The organism is Ruegeria sp. AG7, from assembly GCF_056541545.1.
Map to the genome: position 1 here is coordinate 20,658 of NZ_JBQFYP010000013.1, position 19,529 is coordinate 40,186.

Sequence of the window (19,529 nt, forward strand, 5' to 3'; positions counted from 1 at the left end):
GTTACCTTTGTGGGACGAAGTTCTCGGCAAAGAACCGATACCAGTTCCTGCCCATGATCCCGGCCACTTCGTCATCGTTCAGGCCGGTCGCGCGTAACCCTTGTTCGATGTTTCCAAAGTCTCGGTTGTCCTGAAACCAGCCCGGCATTGGTGGAAACCCCGGGGCCGAGGCCGAGCCTTCGCCATAGTCGATTTCTTTTGTCCACCGCCCCACACGCATCCATTCAACGATGCTGTCAGGCTGATCCTGGCACAGGTCAGTGCCGATCCCCAGATGTTCGGCCCCATATTTGTCCGCAGTGCGGGCGATCATCTCGCAAAAGCTCTCCAGAGTGCAGTCGGACTTGTCCTTCAGGTGGTGAGGGTAGACCGAAAAACCCAGCATCCCACCGTTTTCAGTCACGGCGCGGATGACATCATCTCGCTTGTTGCGCAGGGCCGGGGACCATTCGTGCGGATTGGCATGTGTGATTGCGATGGGCCGGTCCGAAATCTCAGCCGCTTCGATTGTGGACCGGTCTGCCGAATGGCTCATATCCACCACAAGGCCCACGCGGTTCATCTCTTTGATCACCTGCTTGCCCATTCTGGTTATGCCGGTGTCTTCGGCCTCATAACAACCGGTCGCAAGCAGGGATTGGTTGTTATAGGTCAGTTGCATGAACCGCGCGCCCAAATCATGCAGAATTTCAACCAGCCCGATATCGTCTTCAATGGGCGACGGGTTCTGAAACCCGAAAAACACTGCGGTCCGGCCCGTTTTACGGGCTGAGTCTATATCGCTGGCCCACCGGCCCTTCATGATCAGATCTGGGTACTGCTCAAACCAACGGTTCCATTTCTCGAAATTCAGAACCGTTTCGCGAAAGTTCTCATGATAGGAGATGGTGACATGGATCGCGTCCACGCCCCCTTCGCGCAGCTGGCGGAAGATCTTCTCCGACCAGTTGGTATATTGCAGGCCGTCGATCCGCATCAGACCGGGCCTGCGCTGATATAGGCGGTTTTGACGGTTGTATAGAACTCGGCTGCCGCCTTGCCTTGTTCGCGCGGTCCGTACGAGCTGTCGCCCCGGCCACCGAATGGTACGTGGTAATCGGTGCCAGCGGTGGGCAGGTTAACCGTCACCACGCCGGTGCGCGCGTTGCGGCGGAAATGGGTGGCGCGGGCCAGTGATTTGGTCACGATGCCTGAGGTCAGGCCGAAATTGGTGTCGTTGACCACGCTCAGCGCCTCGTCATAGCTGCCGACCTTGATGACGGATGTAAGCGGTGCGAACATTTCTTCGCGATTGATGCGCATGTCGTTGGTGGTGTTCAGGAACACGCCCGGCGACATGTAGAACCCGTCATGGGGCATCTCCAGGCGCTGACCGCCACAGGCCAGCTCGGCCCCTTCGGATTTGCCCAGGTCGACATAGGTGAGGTTTTCATTCAATTGCTGCTGACTGACGACGGGACCCATCTGCACGCCCGCTTCCAGCGCGTGACCCACTTTCATTGCCTGCGCACCGGCAACCAGTTTCTCGACAAAGGCATCATGGATGCCCGCGTGAACTACCAGACGCGACGAGGCGGTGCATTTCTGACCGGTGCCACCAAAGGCCCCGCCCAGAGCCAGCGTCACCGCCAGATCCAGATCGGCGTCGTCCATCACGGCCAGCGCGTTTTTAGACCCCATCTCCATTTGCACTTTGGTCAGGTTCTGGATTGCTGCGGCGGCGATACCTTTGCCTACGGGCACCGATCCGGTGAAGGAAATCGCATTGACCTTGGGGCTTTCCACCAGACGTTGCCCAACCGAACGGCCCGAGCCCATCACAAGGCTGAACAGACCTTTCGGGATATCCTGCCGTTCGATGATTTCAGTCAGGGCCACAGCCGAGGCGGGGGTGATGTTGGCGGGTTTCCACACAACCGCGTTGCCATAGCACAACGCCGGGGCAATCTTCCACGAGGCCGTTGCAGTGGGGAAGTTCCACGGGCTGATGATTGCGACAACGCCAACGGCTTCGCGGCGCACATCCACTTCGATATCGGGGCGTACGGAATCGGCGTTTTCACCGATCTGGCGCAGACACTCGGCAGCGTAATACGTGAAGAACTGACCGGCCCGGTAAACCTCACCCTTGCCTTCGGCCAGCGGCTTGCCTTCTTCGCGGCTCAGCAATGTACCCAGTTCTTCGGCGCGGGCCATCAGTTCGTTGCCGATGGCGTTCAGGACGGCCTGTTTCCGCTCCAACCCGTAGGCAGCCCATTCGGTCTGCGCGACGCGCGCCTGATCCAAAGTCGCCTCAAGCTGATCGGCGCTGGCCTGTGTGAACATGCCAACCAGATCGCTTAAATCCGAAGGATTGCGGTTTTCAATTTCGCTTTCGCCCGCCAGCCATTCGCCGGCAATCAGGTTCAGTTTGGTCACGTCAGGCCCCAAATTCGCAAATTTCGATTTGGGTAAGGATGGAACTTTCGACTAACATCAGTCAAACTCAAATAACTTTAGTAAACTTCAGAAAGTTTGAAGTATGGCGATGAAAGTCGAGATGCTGCGGTGTTTTTGTACCGTGGCCCAAACCGGAAACCTTGCCGAGGCTGCCAGCCGTCTGGGTCGGACACAATCCGCCGTCTCAATGATGCTGAAACAGTTTGAAGATCATCTGGGCAAGAAACTGTTTGAAGGTGAACGGAAAAATCACCTGTCGCCGCTGGGTCAGCAGGTTCTGGACCTTGCGCTCAAACAGGTGCGCGATTTTGATCAGACTGTTCTGAACATAGAAATGGCGGCGCAGGCGGAACATGGGTTGATCCGTATCGTATCCGTGCCGTCTGTGGGGGCTTTGGTCTTTCCCGCCTTGCTGGGACATATGGCTTCACGCTTTCCCGGATTGAAGATCGAGTTGCGAGACGGGGATTCGCAACAGGTTCTGGACGCCGTTGCCGGGGATAAGGCGGATATCGGCATTGCATCCGGCCATCATCCCCTGAACGGGGTCAGTACCGAGCCTCTGTTTCAGGATCAGTTCGGACTCGTTGCAGCTTCTGATCATCCGCTTATGACACAGGCCAAACCGCCCGAAATCCGTGACCTGATGGCGGCACCCTTCGTGCGAAACGCCTTGTGCGACATCATTGAATCATCCTCGTTCAAAAAGATTCTGGACCGGGCCGAGGTTACTATTCACAACACGCACTCGCTGATCACAACGGTCAGGGCAGGCCAGTGGATCACGGTCCTGCCGCAGACCGTCGCGCAATTCATCCCGGACGCGGTCGCCTTTCGCCCGATTTCAGATTTGCCGGACAAGCGAGAGGTATATCTTTACCGTCGGGAAAGAGCCCGCTTCCGCGAGATCACCCAGGCCTGCTGTTCGTATATCCTGTCGAGCGGTTTCGGAAACACTGGCTTGGTGCAGGAGCCAGTTTTGGATTAACCCTGCTCAAAAACACAAATTAATTAGGTTCTAGCAGACTCGAAGCGGCTCACATGCTAGGTTCCAGGATGAAGCGGGGGACTTCAGAGGGGCAACATGTCTCAGGACCTTAGGGGCTGGCTGAGCGCAATTGGATTAAACGAGTACGCGCAGGCCTTCGCAGACAACAAAATCGATTTCTCCATCCTGCCTGATTTGACGGCCGAGGATTTGATCGAAATTGGGGTGACGGCCGTCGGTGATCGGCGGCGGCTGCTGCGCGCCATAGAACAGATTGATACCAGCCAAACATCAGCAGAGCCTGAACCTGCTGCACAGCTCGAGCCCGCGCGCCGACAGGTTACAGTGATGTTTGCCGATCTTACCGCATTCACGAAACTATCCAGTGAGCTGGATGCAGAAGATCTGCATGCGCTGCTGAATCAATTCTTCAGCAAAGTGGACAATGTCGTCGAAAAGTATGGTGGTCGTATAGACAAGCATATTGGCGATGCGGTCATGGCCGTTTTCGGAGCGCCGATTTCACATACCAATGACACCGAAAGGGCGGCGCGTGCTGCTGCCGAGATACATGCAGTTCTACCGACTTTGTCACCACCGCTTTCCTGCCACATCGGTATTGCGTCAGGTCAGGTCATTGCCAGTACGACCGGAAGTCAGTCGCATACAGAATACACTGTCACAGGGGATGGGGTAAATCTGGCGTCCCGTCTGACGGATATTTCCGCAGGCGGCGAGACTCTGGTTTCACATGACATTCAGCGCGCGTTGGGACCGCTATTCGTTGGCGAATCCCTTGGTGTGAAGGCCATCAAAGGGCTGAATGATCCCGTTGAAATTTGGCGTCTGGATCGATTGGCCCGGAACATTCGCACACGGCGTCATAAGTTCATCGGGCGCGAGCGGGAGTTGTCGGTGTTCTCGGCCACATTTGACCGATGCAAACGTCACGGCAAGGGCGAAGTCCATGTGATTCTGGGTGAGCCCGGGATCGGGAAAACCCATTTGTCCGAGCAAGTCGCTGAACTGGCATCCGGACAGTCCTACACGATCCACAACGGTGTCGTGATGGATTTCGGCGCGCGCGAAGGGCATTCAGCCATTCAGATGGTCGCCCGCAGCATTCTGGGTCTTGACCCGTCGGATGGCGCGAAAACGGGTGCCGCAGCGGCCAGGGACGCAATCGCCAGGGGCTGGGTGAGCCCCGCGAACGCCGCGCACCTCAACGCGCTGCTTGAGCTGGAGCAGGACTCCGGTCTGGCCGAGGTGTTTGCGGTGATGGACAACAAGACCCGCTTGCGCGGAAGGCGGCAGGTCATTGAAGAGTTGCTGTCGGCCAGCAGCCGGGAAGCCCCCCTGCTGATCCAGATCGAGGACATCCACTGGGCCTCGCCCGAGATCCTGGTGACCTGCTCTCATATTGCGGCGGCGACGCGGAATATCCCTTGCGTGTTGATGATGACCAGCCGGGCTGAAGGCGACCCGATTGACCGGGACTGGCAAATGGCAACCGATGGCGCGCCGGTGTCCAAGATGGAACTGGCGCCGATGGGCGAGGAACAGGCCAGACTGTTGGTCGAAGAATTCACGGCCATCGACCCCGAGTTGCTGGAAACCTGTGTCAAACGCGCCGGGGGCAATCCGCTGTTTCTTGAACAGTTGTTGCGCAATACAGATGTACTTACCCAACAAAGCGTGCCCGGCAGTATTCAGGGGATCGTTCAGTCCCGACTGGATACACTGGATCGAACCAGCCGCGCCGCCATTCAGGCAGCATCGGTACTGGGGCAACGGTTCTCGGCAGAAGTGCTGAACTTCATTCTGGGTGAAGGGCATCTGGATACGACCAGCCTGATCCGATCCGCGCTGGTCCGAGAGGCAGGGCCTGACCTCATGTTTGCCCATGCGCTGATCCGGGATGGATCCTATGCAACGTTGGTCAAATCCGAGCGTGCGCGCCTGCACAGACAGGCCGCCAAGTGGTTCGAGGATCGCGATGCGACCCTATGCGCGCAGCATCTGGACCGGGCTGGGGCGAATAACGCCGCACAGGCGTATCTGGACGCGGCGGAGAAACTGATCCAGGCCTTCAGATTTGGCGATGCCAGCCCATTGATCGAACGCGCTCTGGAACTGCCGTCCCCCGCAGGTGTCCGGTTCGATCTGCTTTGCGCTCGGGCTGAGACGCACAGGCTTCAGGGTCTGTCTGGCGACGCACTGCGAGAATTTCAGGAAGCTGCTCGCGTTGCCGAAACCGATGAGCAAATCAGCCGCGCGCATATCGGGCTCGCGCAGGCTGCGCGGCAAGCCAGCCTGTATCAGGACGCGCTGGAGGCACTCGATATGGCTGAAACCGCCGCCGAGCGTTGCGGGTCAGAGCGGGATGTGGCGCAGATCAATTATGTGCGCGGTAATGTCTTTTTCCCTCTGGGTCGGGACAAGGAAGCGCTAAGCGCCAATGAACGCGCCCTGACGCTTGCCCGCAAACTTGGATCTGCCCGCCTCGAGGTTGGGGCGCTAAGCGGATTTGGTGATGCAAACTTCATGAAAGCCACCATGAAGACAGCGACAGGCTTTTATATGCAAGCTGTTGAACGAGCGCGCGAAAAAGGGCTGGTCCGCGATCTGGCCGCCAATCTGCACAATCTCAGCGTCGCGCGCAGTTACACCGGGGACGTAGCACAGGGCAAGGCGGACGCCATTGAGGCCATCGAAGTCTCGCAAACGTATTTTGCCTTTGTTCCGGAATGCGTTGCACAGACCTGCCTTGGCGTGGCCGAGACCTTTTTGGGCAACCTTGATCAGGCACTGGAAGCGTTCAGTGTTTCAGCTGAAATTGCGGAACGCGTCGGTGCAAAACGCCTAGAGGCGCAGGCCCTTGAACATCTGGCGCGAACGCAGGTTTATGCCGGAAAGTTGGACCACGGTCGGGAAACAGGTCGTCGCGCGGTTGAAATCGCGCTTGAACATGGGCGGAACTTTGTAGGGCCCAAGGCCTTGTCGGCCCTGGCAATGGCCGAGGCCAACCCTGATGAGCAAACGCGCTTGTTGAACCTGGGGTCTGAGATCATTTCCGAGGGATGTGTGGGTCACAGTCACCTTCACTTTTACTCGGACGCCTGCGCCGTCATGCTGGCGCGCGGCGATTGGGACGCAGCACTTGAATATGCGGATGGGCTTGCAGCCTTCACGACCACCGAGCCTTTGCCAATGGTCGATTTATCCATTTGTCAAACACGACTTTTGGCTGAAAGCGGACAGCAGAACATTCCGCCAATACAACACGGGGGGTATGCCGATCTGGCAACGCAGTTTGCCGCTATGGGTATCACGCAATCCCTTCTGGGTTCAGTGGGGTTTCTGGCTGATTAGGTGACACGGCAGGAGGCTGAATGAGCGTTGAAAGAAAGGTGTGGCTGATTTCTGGCTTGTTGACCCTTGGGCTTGGGGGTCTCTTGCTCAAACTTTGGATCGAACTGAATCATTTTGAGGGTGATCCCACTCAACTTCCGGATCAGGCATCAGTGGACGCGTATCTGGAAAAACTGGATGCCGTGCCGGATTACCGCGTTAAAACGGGGATCTTCTTAAAATCATTCAGCTTTCTTGGTGCCAGCGACGTGCAGGTCACCGGTTACGTCTGGCAGCGCTACATCACAGGTGTTCATGATGAGATCCGTCCGGCCGAGGGTGAGATCGGTTTCCTTCTGCCGGAAGCGGTCGATACAGCAAACGGACTGATCGAAGAGGCCTATCGGCTGCCGCAACAAGATGGGTTGCTGATCGGGTGGTATTTTGAACAAACCCTTCGGCAGAGTTTTGACTACACCCGCTACCCCTTTGATCACAAAACGGTCTGGGTGCGCTTCTGGCCCGCATCTTTTGACATCAATGTTGCGCTGGTTCCTGACTTTGAGGCTTATTCCGCGACTGGCCCGGATGATATTTTCGGCATCGACAGTCAGATCGTGATGGGTACGTGGGAACGTGAGAACACCTATTTCGACTATAAGTTGTCAAGCCTGGATACTACGTTGGGCATCGCTCAGAACGCCTATCAAACCAACATGCCCGAGCTGCATTATAACTTTGTCATCAAACGAAATTTCGCAAACGCGTTCATCGTGCACATGGTCCCGCTGCTTGTCGTGACAATGCTGCTGTTTGGGGCGCTGATGACCGTCACGCGCCGCGAGGGGCTGGCCGATCGGCATGACTTCAGCACGTCCAGTGTAATCGGAACCTGCTCGGTTCTGTTTTTCGTGATCCTGTTGGCCCATGTGCAGCTGCGTGAAGGGTTCGCAGGTTCTCCTGTGATCTATATGGAGTCGTTCTTTTTCCTGATGTACTTCATGCTGCTGGCAGTTTCGGTCAATACATACCTGTTTGCGTCCGACGTTGAGACGTCGTTGCGGATCATCCACTATCGGGACAACCTTATTCCCAAGGCCGGGTTCTGGCCGTTCGTCCTGCTTTGTATGGTGGTGATCACGGCCTATAATCTCAGTTCCAAGGAAAGCCCGAAACCGCCACCAGTCAGCACAGCGGAAAACTAGATAGCCGGCTCGAATCCGGGCTTGGGTTCACCCTGCGCCATATCCAGTGTGTAGTCGCTGATAACATCTGATTTTCCGTCACGCCAGTTTTGCATGTACTTTTCAGGATCGGCGATCACATAGGCGTAGGCGGGTTTCATCACCCCATCCAAGATCACGTTGATCTTCTTGCGGATATAGACGTTCTTGGACGACCCCGGACCATGATAACCTTCCAGCTTATCCAGCTCGTGCAGGCCCGATTCCGTCACCCGGTAAACCTCTCCGCTTACTTGTTTGCCCATGCCCTGCTGATCGACAAGGGTCGCCATTCGGTGCAGGAAGCCACAGTTCGGATTGTCGCAGAACGGTTCATTTGGAACGATCAGGGGCATTGGTTGCCGCGTGCGGGCAGGCCCGACAAAGTCATTCAAGACCCGGCTGTGTGCCTCATGGTTCGGGAACCCCTGTTTCAGGGAGCCGTATGTGAAATACAGATAGGTGGGTTCCTGAACGGCAATAAAGGTTTCGTCACGGCCCTGTTCCGCGTCTTTTATCTTAAGGTTGTGGTCTCGCGCCCAAGCATCCAGCATGGTCCGTATCTCGGGCGGGATATCCATGCCCTGAACAAATTTAATGCACGAGGTTGCATCCATGCCTTTGGCGCGCAACAGGATGTCGACCATCCTTGGGGCTTTGTTCATCACAGCCACATGCAATGCCGTGAAACCGTGATCGTTGACGATATTGACGTCGATATCGCGGTCGATCAAATCCTGTGCCGCTTCATAATCTGGCTTGCCCAGATCGTGACCGCCTTCGTTCAATTCGCCTTCGCCGCCAGCCGCATAATGCAGCAATGAATCGCCGTGGGCTTCGTCAACAATATTGATACCTACGACACCTTCATCGATGGCGCGGAACACACGTTTCCATTCATTGATGTCATCGGCGGCGGCAGCCTCCCGGGCCCATTTGCACACGCGGTATTTCTGGTCGTCCAGTTCTTCGAATGCCTCGCCCAGTGCTTCCATGATCTGGTCAGGCGTGGCCATCATACCAATCCCCATCCGGCCGTTGGACAGGCGGCCCTCCCGTGGGCCTATGAAATCGATGCCCAGTGTCTTCAGCCTTGCGACATTGTTCTGGGTGGTGATGTTGTTCCACATATTCGTGTTACAGGCCGGGCACAGGATCACGGGCTTCTTCTGGTACTGCCACGCCACAAAGACAGAGGTCAGAAGGTTATCGGCGATCCCGTTTGCCACCTTTCCCATGGTGTTGCAGGTGATGGGTGCGACGATCACGCAATCGGCCCAGTCACAAAGCGCCAGATGCGACGCACGCACTGGCATGTCGAATTCCATGTAACGGAAATTCCATTCATCATCGTCGCGGTAATAGTCGTTATGGGTGATCTTGGCGTCGATCCGTTCAGCGCCGAAGTCCCGAAAAAACTTTTCAGCCGAAGTGGAAGGGATCAGTTTGACATTGTGTCCGGCGTCGACGATGCGCTCAACAAGTTCTGGTATCTTGTCTGCCGCCGATGACCCGCAGGCACAAAGCAGCACGTTGCGTTTGCCGCTGCTTACCTCGTTCATCACACCTTTGGGATAGCCGAACATGTTCTTATTCAGGCTGGGTGTCTCTTCAAGCTTAGAAACGGGAAGACCTGCTTCGATCATGCGGTCCTGAAGGTGACCTGCCTTGATCATGTCCACAATGTCTTCCAGCTTTTCGCCTTTGCTGATGCACTGGCCTTGGAAAAACAGGTAGGGAACTTTGGGTTTTTCACCTAAAGATATCAGCTGACGTCGCATCTTTATCGCGTTGGGGTCGCGACCGCCCACATCCACCTGCTTTACGCTGGTCGCACCGATGTTCGAAAGAACACTTCTGAGCATGTAGGACCACGGGTCTTCATCTTCATAAAACAGAACCATGGGGTTGTTCCGGATAATGCTGGCGACATCGCCGGGATCTTCGGGCGGCTCAACTGTTTCGATCACCAGCAAAGCCGGGTCCTCCAGATCGCGCAAGCCGCGGAAGATGTTGCCACGAGGGGCTTGCCAGACCTGTGACGTTGCGGGGCTCATGTCGACGATCGTCACAAGGTCGGCTGCTTCATCATATGCGATACACAGGCACCAGAATTCTTCGAGCAACGCGGTTTCCCGGTAAACGTTTACCGGCGGGCGGATGGCTTCGATCCCGGTTACCCGATTAAAGTCGATATTGATCATCAGGTGACGGTCCGTGTTGGCGTCCAGGCCCTGTAGTTGCATCTTGAACCAGTCTTCGGGGGTAAGGATCGATGTGTCCTCGCGCGTTCCGAAACTGCGAAGTGAACTGCTCAGGTGTATGTTTTCAGCCGCGTTCAGATATTTCTGGGCCATGTTGTGCATGTCCGCGGCCGTGGCCACCCGTGAGACAACATCCGTGAAAGAGGCTTCGGTGGCCCGCAGCAGCTCGTCTTCGTCCACCTTGTCATCGCCGTGAATGGCCAGGCTTTCCACCAACACACCTAAGGAGTTCATGTTCGGAGTGGCGCGGCGGAACAGGTTGCGCCGTTTCTTGGGGTCTTTTGCCAGATAGAGCGTGCTGTCGACATAGTTGCATCGTTGCTTGAATGTCTTCAGATGCGTCTTGACCGCGGCACGCGCCGAGAAGCGCAAAATGCCACGCGACCGCATCGAGGTTCCGTCACGGTCCGACATCGCCTTCCAAAGCCGGTCTGCGGTTGTAACCCAAAGTTTGCCGTATTTTTCAGGATGTACGTCCATCATGTGCACCAGCCCAGTGCTTGGGTTGCACTTGGCGATGACGGCAAAATGCCCGCCCGGCATATTCGCTTTGCCATGGGCGACGCCGACCTGAAAATTCGCCACCAGAATATCATTGTCACCACCCAGCCGGTTGGATTCGTCAATCGCATCCAGCAACAGCTGCACGTTTGTCGTGTCCTCGTCCATGAAATAGGCCTGAACCTGAACACTGTCCCGCAAGCCCTGCGAATGAATGTAGGTACAGGCGACGTCAAACAGCTCACCCAGTGAGATACCGTCATTGACGACGAAAGACGAAGGCAGCGCGCATTCACGGAAAATGTCGTTCACTTCGCAACTGAAGCCCAACGCGGACATGCTGAGGGCGGCAGCCGTCACGCTGCAACAATTGATCGGCTGCTGGAAGTTCTGCAATTGAACACTGACCAGATCGCCGAACATCGTGGCGAAGCAGGGTTGCCGGATTTCCTCTGGTATCTGACGCCAGTTCTCGCTGGACAGAAAAGCCACCCGCGATCCGTCCAGCGCGAGCGCTTCGAGGCTGACGGGAATGTCTGATATCTGAAGGTGCTCTTCATAGAAATAGTCACCGACATCCGCGCTGGCCAAAGGATTACCGTTCTGCCGCAGCTGAACCACACCGCGCAGAACAACATACATGCCGCTTGCTGGCAGAACTGTGTTGTCGGTCACCTCGATACATTCGAAATGACGGTTGATGACTGACGGGTCGGCAATCTTGGCCTCGCCCGGCAGAACCTTGTATATCAGGTTCCAGTCTGCGTCATTTGGGATATATGATCTGGATGTTTCAATTTGATCTATAAGCACAACTGTTCCCCCCGGAGTTGCGTTTCAAATGTCTAATTGCGGCCAGCAGGGGCTTTCGGGTTTTCGATGCGCAGATACCCGTCATTCAGAATTAAGGACGCGTCTGTTTTTGCCTTTCACTGGCCAGGGCCGGCCTGCCAAAGAGAAAAAGTATAAGCAAATTGGCCCAATTGGCTGCACAGTATCCGATTTTTGAATAAAAATCACGATGGCAGTGATGTTGGGTTTTAGGCTGTCCTTTCCGACAGGCAAATATGCGGTGCACCCAATGCAGCAAAGGGGGCCGAAAAGCTGTCGGATGTCAGGCTGACTTTCCGTTTAGTCGGCGAACAGGTAGTCCAGCCGCATCACCGCGTCGGCCTTTTCTTTGTCCACCCCAAGAAATTCGGATATGACAGCTATGTTTTCGGCGCGCTGGGCGGTTTCCCGCAGTCGCAGGTAATTGTCCAAACCGGCGGCACGGATTTGTTGGGACTCGTAACTCAGGTCGTTGCGAAGTGTCGGCAGCAGATGGGAAACAGTCTCAACCGGGCTGTTGTCACCCGCCAATCCGACGCGCCGCGCGTGGCCAATCAGGTATTCGTCCGAGTATTCGCATTCGATCTCAAGCACATGGGTTTTGGCCTGATCACCGCTGAAATCCTGAACAACGTCCAGATTGGCCGGGTCGAGGCACAGAACCAACTGGTCTGATCCGAAACTTTCGAAAAGCATTCGTACAACGGCCCGCCGATGGCGCGAGCGCTTGGTCAGCGTCGTTTCAATACCGCCCAGATCAGGCAGTTGGGTATCCCCTTCGTTAAACAGGTATTCGACGCAGGGGATATCTGTTTCAGACGCGATCTGATCGACCAGCCTTTTGGCGACATGCCACTTTTTGCACACGATCACAAACAGCTCTCGGTCGGGGCCCAGAACACTTCCGGCCTCCCAGAAGCGTTGCCTGAACCGGTGCCCGATGCGCCCCCGGCCAGCCAGAAACGCATAAAGGCTACGCCCCTCGTTCGAGATGGGAAAGTCGATGCCCTCACTCGCATAAAGTGAGCCGAGACGCTCTTTCAGCTCATGCGCCTCTGGGCTGATCTTGCGGGCAAACAAATAGTCCTGACCCAGAAGCATGTCATAGTGATCGTTGTAGAACGTGACGGGCATTCCATAATCCGAAAACATCAGAAATGTCGGTGTACGGTTTTCGATTTCACCCTTCGGGATCAGGTGGCGTACCAGCGTTTGAAAGAAGGTTTCATCGGGTATCCAGGTGGTTGCAAAAAACCGGATCACGTCCCTGCGCTGTCGCAGGAAGTCCAGAATCATCTCGACCGTTCGGCGGCGAAGACACCACCATTGGCTGCCGATCATAACCTGAAGGTCTTCGGGAATCTGCCGCGTCAGCCCAAAACGCCTCTGCGTTTCATAGGCAGTGTAGAACAGTTTTGGCTGGGTGCGTTCATTGAAATAATGGCGATAGATCAACCGATCTTCTTTCATGCCGGTCTTGATCCAGTCACTTTCGAAAAAGTCGTGGCATTCGATGAAATCCTTGTCGTGATCATCCAGAAACCGATGAGTGTATTCTGCGGTTTTGATCGCCATGCAATCACCGGACAGCATGTAAAAATGCGTGGCGCGGGGGAAGGTTTCGACGGCAGCCTGCAAGGCGTTCAGCGTGGCCTGCACCAGCGACCATTCTCCCCAGCCGCATTTGATGCGCCTTTTAGCAAAGGTCACGTTCGGATTTTGATCCAGCGCGGAACGAATGCGCCCGTAACCTTCGGCGCTGGCACGGGCGTCAAAGTGGATGGCCATGCAATCGCCCGCAGCGGTCAGCTGTTCGGCCTGTGCAATGATTGCATCAGGGTCCTTATGGCATAGCAATATATAGGCAATCTTCGCCATCGAGGTTAGGTAATTTCCGTTTCTGCCCGGTTTCAACCGTGATACTGAGGATGAGCGATTGAATAAACAGAATAATTTTGGTTCCTTGTTATCAAAAGCTGGCATATCGGTTTGAGACCAGACCAGCGTAGGAGGCACAGCAGATGGGTTTTCCCGGTACCTGGATGACCGAGAGCGAAAGCATGGTGTACCGCGTTGTGCCAAAATGCGCCTGCTCGACCATTGGGCAGATCATGTATTATTCGGATCACGGTCAGTTCTTTGACGGTGACATCCATGACGCCAAGGATGGCATGCACAAATGGGCCTTTGATCAGAGCCAGGACCTGATTTCCAAAAATGTGCGCGATCACGCCTCGTATTCCTTTACCTGTGTGCGCAACCCGTACACGCGTATTCTGAGCTCGTTTTTCGACAAGATCTGCGGGATCCAGCGCAACGGCAAACGGTATCGTGGCAATCTGGTGCCGACGCTGATCTACAATTACGGGATCGAGGTGGGCGGTGACGATGGCAAGGGAGAGTTTGACCAAATCGCCAGCTTTCGCCGGTTCCTGCTGTTTGCGCGTGATACCATCCGCTGGCGGCGTCCGATGGACCCGGACATTCACTGGTCAGCCATGTCTGGTCACGTGTCGACCTTCATCGTGAACGGTGGTCGTTATGATCGGATCTTCTGGACCGAAGCGTTCAACGACGGGATGCAGGGTGTCTTGGACAATACAAAGCTGAAGCATTCTGTTTCGCTGTCCGAAATACCCCGGTTCAACGAATCCGAAGGCCACGGACCCAAGCGCGCGCATCCGGTTGAAGACTATTTCGACGACCTGTCGATGCATCTGGTCTATGAGATCTACAAGCAGGATTTTGAGCTGTTCAAATACGATTTCGAAAACCCGGCCAACAAGATGCCGATTGGCGAAATCGATCTGGATGAAATTCACGCCAAACTGGGCGATTGATCCTTAGGCAGGATGACCCGTCCATCGTCAACGTTTCTTGCGAAACATTTAATCTGGTTGCGCCCGGGTGCGCCTGTGCATGATCGACTTACCGGTCTGCCGCGTCAGCAGACCGGTAATCTATCAGTTTAGACCTGACGCACGGCTCCTTTCGCCGCGCTGGTGGTCAGTTTCGCATAGGCCTTCAGCGCAGTAGACACCTTGCGTTTGCGCGGCGCAGCAGGCACCCAGCCCTTTGCGTCCTGTGCTTCGCGCCGGGCCGCAAGCTCTTCATCTGAGACGGCCAGATGGATCGAGCGGTTGGGGATGTCGATTTCAATCGTGTCGCCATTCTGTACCAGACCAATCTCTCCGCCTTCGGCCGCCTCGGGCGAGACATGGCCGATCGACAGACCGGAAGTGCCGCCCGAAAACCGCCCGTCGGTCAGCAGGGCGCAGGCTTTGCCAAGACCCTTCGACTTCAGGTAAGACGTTGGGTACAGCATTTCCTGCATACCCGGACCGCCACGCGGGCCTTCATAGCGGATCACCACAACATCGCCCTCTTTCACCTTGCCGGTGAGAATGTCGCTAACAGCCTGATCCTGGCTTTCGCATACATAGGCCGAGCCGGTGAATTGCAGGATATTGGCATCCACACCAGCGGTTTTCACGATACAGCCGTCGCGGGCAATGTTGCCGAACAGAACCGCCAGACCGCCATCCTGACTGAATGCGTGTTCCTTGGACCGGATCACGCCGCCTTGGCGATCGGTGTCTAGTTCCTTGAACCGGTTCGACTGGCTGAACGCCTGTGTGGTGCGAACTCCGCCGGGGGCGGCCTTGAACAGCTCCTGTGCTTTGGGATTGTTGGCGATGGTGATGTCCCAGTTGGCAATCGCCTCGCCCATCGTGGCCGAATGCACTGTGCTGCATTCGTTGTGCAGCAGGCCCGCGCGGCTGAGCTCACCCAGGATCGAGAAGATACCACCGGCACGGTGGACGTCTTCCATATGCACGTTCTCGGTATTGGGAGCGACTTTGCAGAGGCAGGGAACACGACGGCTGAGGCGGTCCATATCGGCCATGGTGAAGTCAACTTCACCCTCATGCGCGATGGCCAGCAGGTGCAGCACCGTGTTGGTCGATCCACCCATGGCGATATCAAGGCTCATGGCGTTTTCGAACGCTTCAAAGGTGGCAATCTCACGGGGCAGAAAGCCTTTTTCGTCCAGATCGTAATGGCGCTTGGTGATCTCGACGATGCGGCGGCCAGCCTCAAGGAACAGCTCTTTGCGGTCTGCGTGTGTCGCCAGAGTCGACCCATTGCCCGGCAGGGCTAGGCCCAGCGCTTCGGCCAGACAATTCATCGAGTTCGCGGTGAACATGCCCGAGCATGAGCCACACGTGGGGCAGGCGTTTTCTTCGATGTGCTGAACCTGTTCGTCAGTGAACTTGTCATCTGCGGCGGCGACCATAGCGTCCACAAGGTCAATCTTCTTGGCTTCCAGATCGGCGATGTCGATCTTGCCCGCTTCCATCGGACCGCCCGAAACGAAAATGGCCGGGATGTTCAGACGCATGGCGGCCATCAGCATACCCGGGGTAATCTTGTCGCAGTTCGAAATGCAGACCATAGCGTCCGCACAATGGGCGTTGACCATATATTCGACCGAATCTGCGATCACTTCGCGTGAGGGCAGCGAATACAGCATTCCGTCATGGCCCATGGCGATGCCGTCATCCACAGCGATCGTGTTGAACTCTTTCGCCACACCACCTGCTGCTTCGACCTCGCGCGCGACCATCTGGCCCAGGTCCTTCAGATGCACGTGACCCGGCACAAACTGGGTGAACGAGTTGACGATGGCGATGATAGGTTTGCCGAAATCGTCATCACCCATACCTGTGGCCCGCCAAAGGCCGCGTGCGCCAGCCATATTGCGGCCATGGGTAGAGGTTCTGGATCGGTACAATGGCATGATGCTGTTTTCCCTGTTGCCTCGGGTTGCATAATTCGGGGTTCGTACGTTATAGCGCACGTAGCACATGTGCGTTATAACGTACAAGGTAAATCGCAGAGCGCGGGTATGGCTATGGACGACATTACGCTGAAATTACGGGATGTGCGGGCAGCCTCGGGGTTGAGCCTGTCCAGAGTCGCCGAAATGACCGGTGTCAGCAAAGCCATGCTGGGCCAGATTGAACGCGGCGAATCAAGCCCAACGATCGCCACGCTTTGGAAAATCGCCAAGGGCTTTCAGATACCGCTCAGCGGGTTGATCGACACGACTCTGGGCGATCCATCGGTCTTTCAGACTGTAACCTTTCCCGGCAGTATCGAGGTCAAGATTGTCTTTCCCTTCGATCCCGCGCTGGGTGCCGAGACCTTTCATGTGAACCTTGCCGCGAACCAAAGCCACGAATCCCCGGCTCATGCCGCCGGGGTGACCGAGGAAGTATTTGTCCTCAGCGGCACTTTGGAAATTCTGCGTGGCGAGGATTGGGTGCCCTTGCAGGCCGGGCAGGGGTTGCGCTTTGCTGCGGACCTGCCGCACGGGTATCGCGCCGGTTCGCAGGGGGCCGCGTTTCTGAATATGCATCACTATGCGCAACACACTGAATCTCCTGAAAACGGCACGGCCCAGACATGACGGCTATTTTTGACACGCTTACCATCGTGGATGCCATCGGCTCATTCGGGGCGCTGATCGTGGTGGCCGCGTATTTCGCGACGCAGATGCGGATGATGAATTCCGATGATCTGGCCTTTCCGATGTTCAACCTGCTGGGGTCTGTCTTGATCGTCTTTTCGCTGCTTGAGAATTTCAATCTGGCCTCGATGCTGATCGAAGGGTTCTGGATTGTGATCAGTGTCATCGGCATCATCCAGCATTTCCGCCTGCGCAAGGCGCGATAAATCCAGCGGTTAACAAGCGCTAGCGCTATCCAGCCTTGAACGCCCATGCCACGGGGTATAGGGAAACCCCAAGCTCGCTTAGGGGAGGCTTTGATGCAGGACGATCCAAAAACCCTCGTATCCACCGAATGGCTGGCCGCGCATATGAAAGACCCGGATCTGCGGATTCTGGACGGGTCGTGGTATTTGCCCGCGCAAAACCGTGATGCCAAGGCCGAATATGATGCCGGGCATATCCCCGGAGCACGGTTCTTTGATATTGATGAGATATCAGATCACCGTTCCGACTTGCCTCATATGGCGCCACCGGTCGAAAAATTCATGTCACGCCTGCGGGCCATGGGTGTCGGTGATGGTCATCAGGTTGTGGTTTATGATGGTGCCGGGCTGATGTCCGCAGCGCGCGTTTGGTGGCTGTTCCGTCTGATGGGTCAGGAAAACATCGCGGTTCTGGATGGGGGTTTGCCAAAATGGCAGGCCGAGGGGCGCGAGATCGAGGATCTGCCTCCGGTCATTCGCGACCGCCACATGACCGTTCGCGTGCAAAACCAGCTTGTCCGGGACGTCACGCAAGTTTCCGCCGCCGCCAAGCTGGCGGATCACGAAATCATCGATGCCCGCTCGGCCGACCGATTTGCCGGAACCGCACCCGAGCCGCGCGAAGGGCTGCGTTCGGGCCATATTCCGGGCTCGCGGAATGTGCCCTTTGGGCAGTTGTTGAACGCCAACGGAACAATGAAGTCGCCCGAGGACTGCCGCGCCATATTCGAGGCTGCAGGCGTCGATCTGTCTAAGCCGGCTATCACCTCTTGCGGTTCGGGTGTCACGGCCGCCATTCTCAGCCTTGCGTTGGAACGCATGGGCAAGAAAGACCACTCGCTTTATGACGGCTCCTGGGCTGAATGGGGTGCCTTCCCGACCCTGCCCGTCGCAACCGGAGAGAACTGATGTTCGAGAACCTGAAACCGCAGCCCGCCGACAAGATTCTGGCGCTGATGCAGATGTACCGCGAAGACCCGCGCGATCAGAAAATCGATCTGGGTGTTGGTGTCTACAAGAATGCCGAAGGCGTGACGCCGGTGATGCGCGCGGTGAAAGCCGCCGAACAGCGTATCTGGGAAGAGCAGGAAACCAAGGCCTATACCGGTCTGGCCGGTGATCCGGCCTATGCGGATGCGATGATCGGATTGATCTTGGGTACTTCTGTGCCACGCGGCAACATCGCCGCAGTGGCGACACCCGGAGGCACCGGTGCCTGCCGTCAGGCGTTCGAGTTGATCCGGATGGCGAACTCTTCGGCACGCGTGTTTGTGTCGAACCCGACCTGGCCCAACCACCTGTCGATCCTGAATTATCTGGGGATGGAAACGGTTCAGTATCGTTACTTCGATGAAGAGACCCGGGGCGTCGATTTCGACGGGCTGATCGCAGACCTGAAAACCGCCAAAGCGGGTGACGTGGTTTTGCTGCATGGCTGCTGCCATAATCCGACCGGTGCCAATCTGAACATGGTGCAATGGCAGGAGGTCGTGAACCTGATCAATGCGCTGGGCCTCGTTGCGATGATCGACATTGCCTATCAGGGTTTCGGTGACGGTCTGGAAGAGGATGCGCAAGGCGTGCGGCTGGTGGCCTCATCGGTCAAGGAATGCCTGATTGCGGCGTCATGTTCGAAGAATTTCGGCGTCTATCGTGAGCGCACCGGGTTGCTGATGGCCGTCAGTGACAACGCGGCTGAAACCGCATTGAATCAGGCCACACTGGCGTTTTTGAATCGCCAGAACTACTCCTTCCCGCCGGACCACGGCGCGCGCGTGGTGACGACCATTCTTATGGATGAGGCGTTGCGGGCAGACTGGGCAACTGAGCTGGAAGAGGTTCGCCTCTCCATGCTGGGCCTGCGCCAGCAACTGGCTGACGAGTTGCAGCGTCAGGCCGGATCCGACCGGTTTGGGTTCATCGCCCAGCACCGCGGCATGTTCTCACGCCTTGGGGCGGCACCGGAACTGGTCGAGAAACTGCGCGTTGAACACGGTATCTACATGGTCGGTGACAGTCGACTGAACATTGCCGGGCTGAACGCAGTGACTGTGCCGATTTTGGCCAAAGCAATTGTGGATGTCGGGGTTTAGACGCCGACGCGACATTCGAAACGAAAACCCGGGCGCGAACGCCCGGGTTTTTTTGTCAGGT

13 protein-coding genes are annotated in these 19,529 nt (G+C 56.4%); 8 read left to right on the plus strand and 5 right to left on the minus strand.

The genetic code is table 11. The features are described 5' to 3' along the window. Position 1: 1 nt before the first annotated feature. Positions 2–976, minus strand: coding sequence for a membrane dipeptidase (locus ACR0BF_RS15795; protein WP_480625286.1), 975 nt, complete (start codon positions 974–976; stop codon positions 2–4). Then, entirely contained in the window at positions 976–2,418 is a 1,443-nt protein-coding gene (locus ACR0BF_RS15800) for an aldehyde dehydrogenase family protein (protein WP_480474675.1), read from the minus strand. Before ACR0BF_RS15800 ends, ACR0BF_RS15795 begins: the two co-directional genes overlap by 1 nt. 103 nt (positions 2,419–2,521) lie before the next feature. Between ACR0BF_RS15800 and ACR0BF_RS15805 the strand changes: the two genes are divergently transcribed. The 3 genes from ACR0BF_RS15805 to ACR0BF_RS15815 all read left to right on the plus strand — a co-directional run bounded on the left by ACR0BF_RS15805 (position 2,522) and on the right by ACR0BF_RS15815 (position 7,983). After that, a complete protein-coding gene (locus tag ACR0BF_RS15805; protein WP_480474676.1) occupies positions 2,522–3,427 on the plus strand; it encodes a LysR family transcriptional regulator in 906 nt (301 codons plus the stop codon). A gap of 96 nt (positions 3,428–3,523) precedes the next feature. Beyond that, positions 3,524–6,799, plus strand: coding sequence for an ATP-binding protein (locus tag ACR0BF_RS15810; protein WP_480625287.1), 3,276 nt, complete (start codon positions 3,524–3,526; stop codon positions 6,797–6,799). A 20-nt stretch (positions 6,800–6,819) separates the two neighbouring features. Next, positions 6,820–7,983 (plus strand): hypothetical protein, encoded by a 1,164-nt coding sequence (locus tag ACR0BF_RS15815; RefSeq protein ID WP_480474678.1) that lies wholly within the window; start codon positions 6,820–6,822, stop codon positions 7,981–7,983. Here ACR0BF_RS15815 and ACR0BF_RS15820 read toward each other — a convergent pair. Beyond that, complete coding sequence (locus ACR0BF_RS15820; protein WP_480555318.1) at positions 7,980–11,579, minus strand: flavoprotein; 3,600 nt, start codon at positions 11,577–11,579, stop codon at positions 7,980–7,982. The two genes, ACR0BF_RS15815 and ACR0BF_RS15820, sit on opposite strands and share 4 nt — an antisense overlap. 318 nt (positions 11,580–11,897) lie before the next feature. Continuing rightward, complete coding sequence (locus ACR0BF_RS15825) at positions 11,898–13,475, minus strand: DUF5928 domain-containing protein (protein ID WP_480625288.1); 1,578 nt, start codon at positions 13,473–13,475, stop codon at positions 11,898–11,900. A gap of 143 nt (positions 13,476–13,618) precedes the next feature. On the opposite strand from ACR0BF_RS15825, the gene ACR0BF_RS15830 reads away from it, so the two are divergent. Continuing rightward, positions 13,619–14,437 carry a sulfotransferase family protein gene (locus ACR0BF_RS15830; RefSeq protein WP_209599235.1) on the plus strand — a complete coding sequence of 273 codons (819 nt, stop codon included), beginning with the start codon at positions 13,619–13,621 and terminating at the stop codon, positions 14,435–14,437. A gap of 128 nt (positions 14,438–14,565) precedes the next feature. Here the strand turns inward: ACR0BF_RS15830 and ilvD are convergent, their stop codons facing one another. Next, positions 14,566–16,398, minus strand: a complete 1,833-nt coding sequence (gene ilvD, locus ACR0BF_RS15835; RefSeq protein ID WP_480520104.1) for a dihydroxy-acid dehydratase — start codon at positions 16,396–16,398, stop codon at positions 14,566–14,568. Positions 16,399–16,506: 108 nt separating this feature from the next. Here ilvD and ACR0BF_RS15840 point away from each other — a divergent pair, with 108 nt between their 5' ends. From ACR0BF_RS15840 to ACR0BF_RS15855, 4 genes are all read left to right on the plus strand, one after another. After that, positions 16,507–17,070 (plus strand): helix-turn-helix domain-containing protein, encoded by a 564-nt coding sequence (locus ACR0BF_RS15840; RefSeq protein WP_480625289.1) that lies wholly within the window; start codon positions 16,507–16,509, stop codon positions 17,068–17,070. Continuing rightward, positions 17,067–17,336 (plus strand): CBU_0592 family membrane protein, encoded by a 270-nt coding sequence (locus ACR0BF_RS15845; RefSeq protein ID WP_480520100.1) that lies wholly within the window; start codon positions 17,067–17,069, stop codon positions 17,334–17,336. The genes ACR0BF_RS15840 and ACR0BF_RS15845 overlap by 4 nt, the downstream gene beginning before the upstream one ends. A 93-nt stretch (positions 17,337–17,429) precedes the next feature. Then, positions 17,430–18,284, plus strand: coding sequence for a 3-mercaptopyruvate sulfurtransferase (gene sseA, locus ACR0BF_RS15850; RefSeq protein ID WP_480488175.1), 855 nt, complete (start codon positions 17,430–17,432; stop codon positions 18,282–18,284). After that, positions 18,284–19,468: an amino acid aminotransferase gene (locus tag ACR0BF_RS15855; protein ID WP_480625290.1), complete on the plus strand. Its 1,185-nt coding sequence runs from the start codon at positions 18,284–18,286 to the stop codon at positions 19,466–19,468. The genes sseA and ACR0BF_RS15855 overlap by 1 nt, the downstream gene beginning before the upstream one ends. The last annotated feature ends 61 nt before the right edge of the window (positions 19,469–19,529 follow it).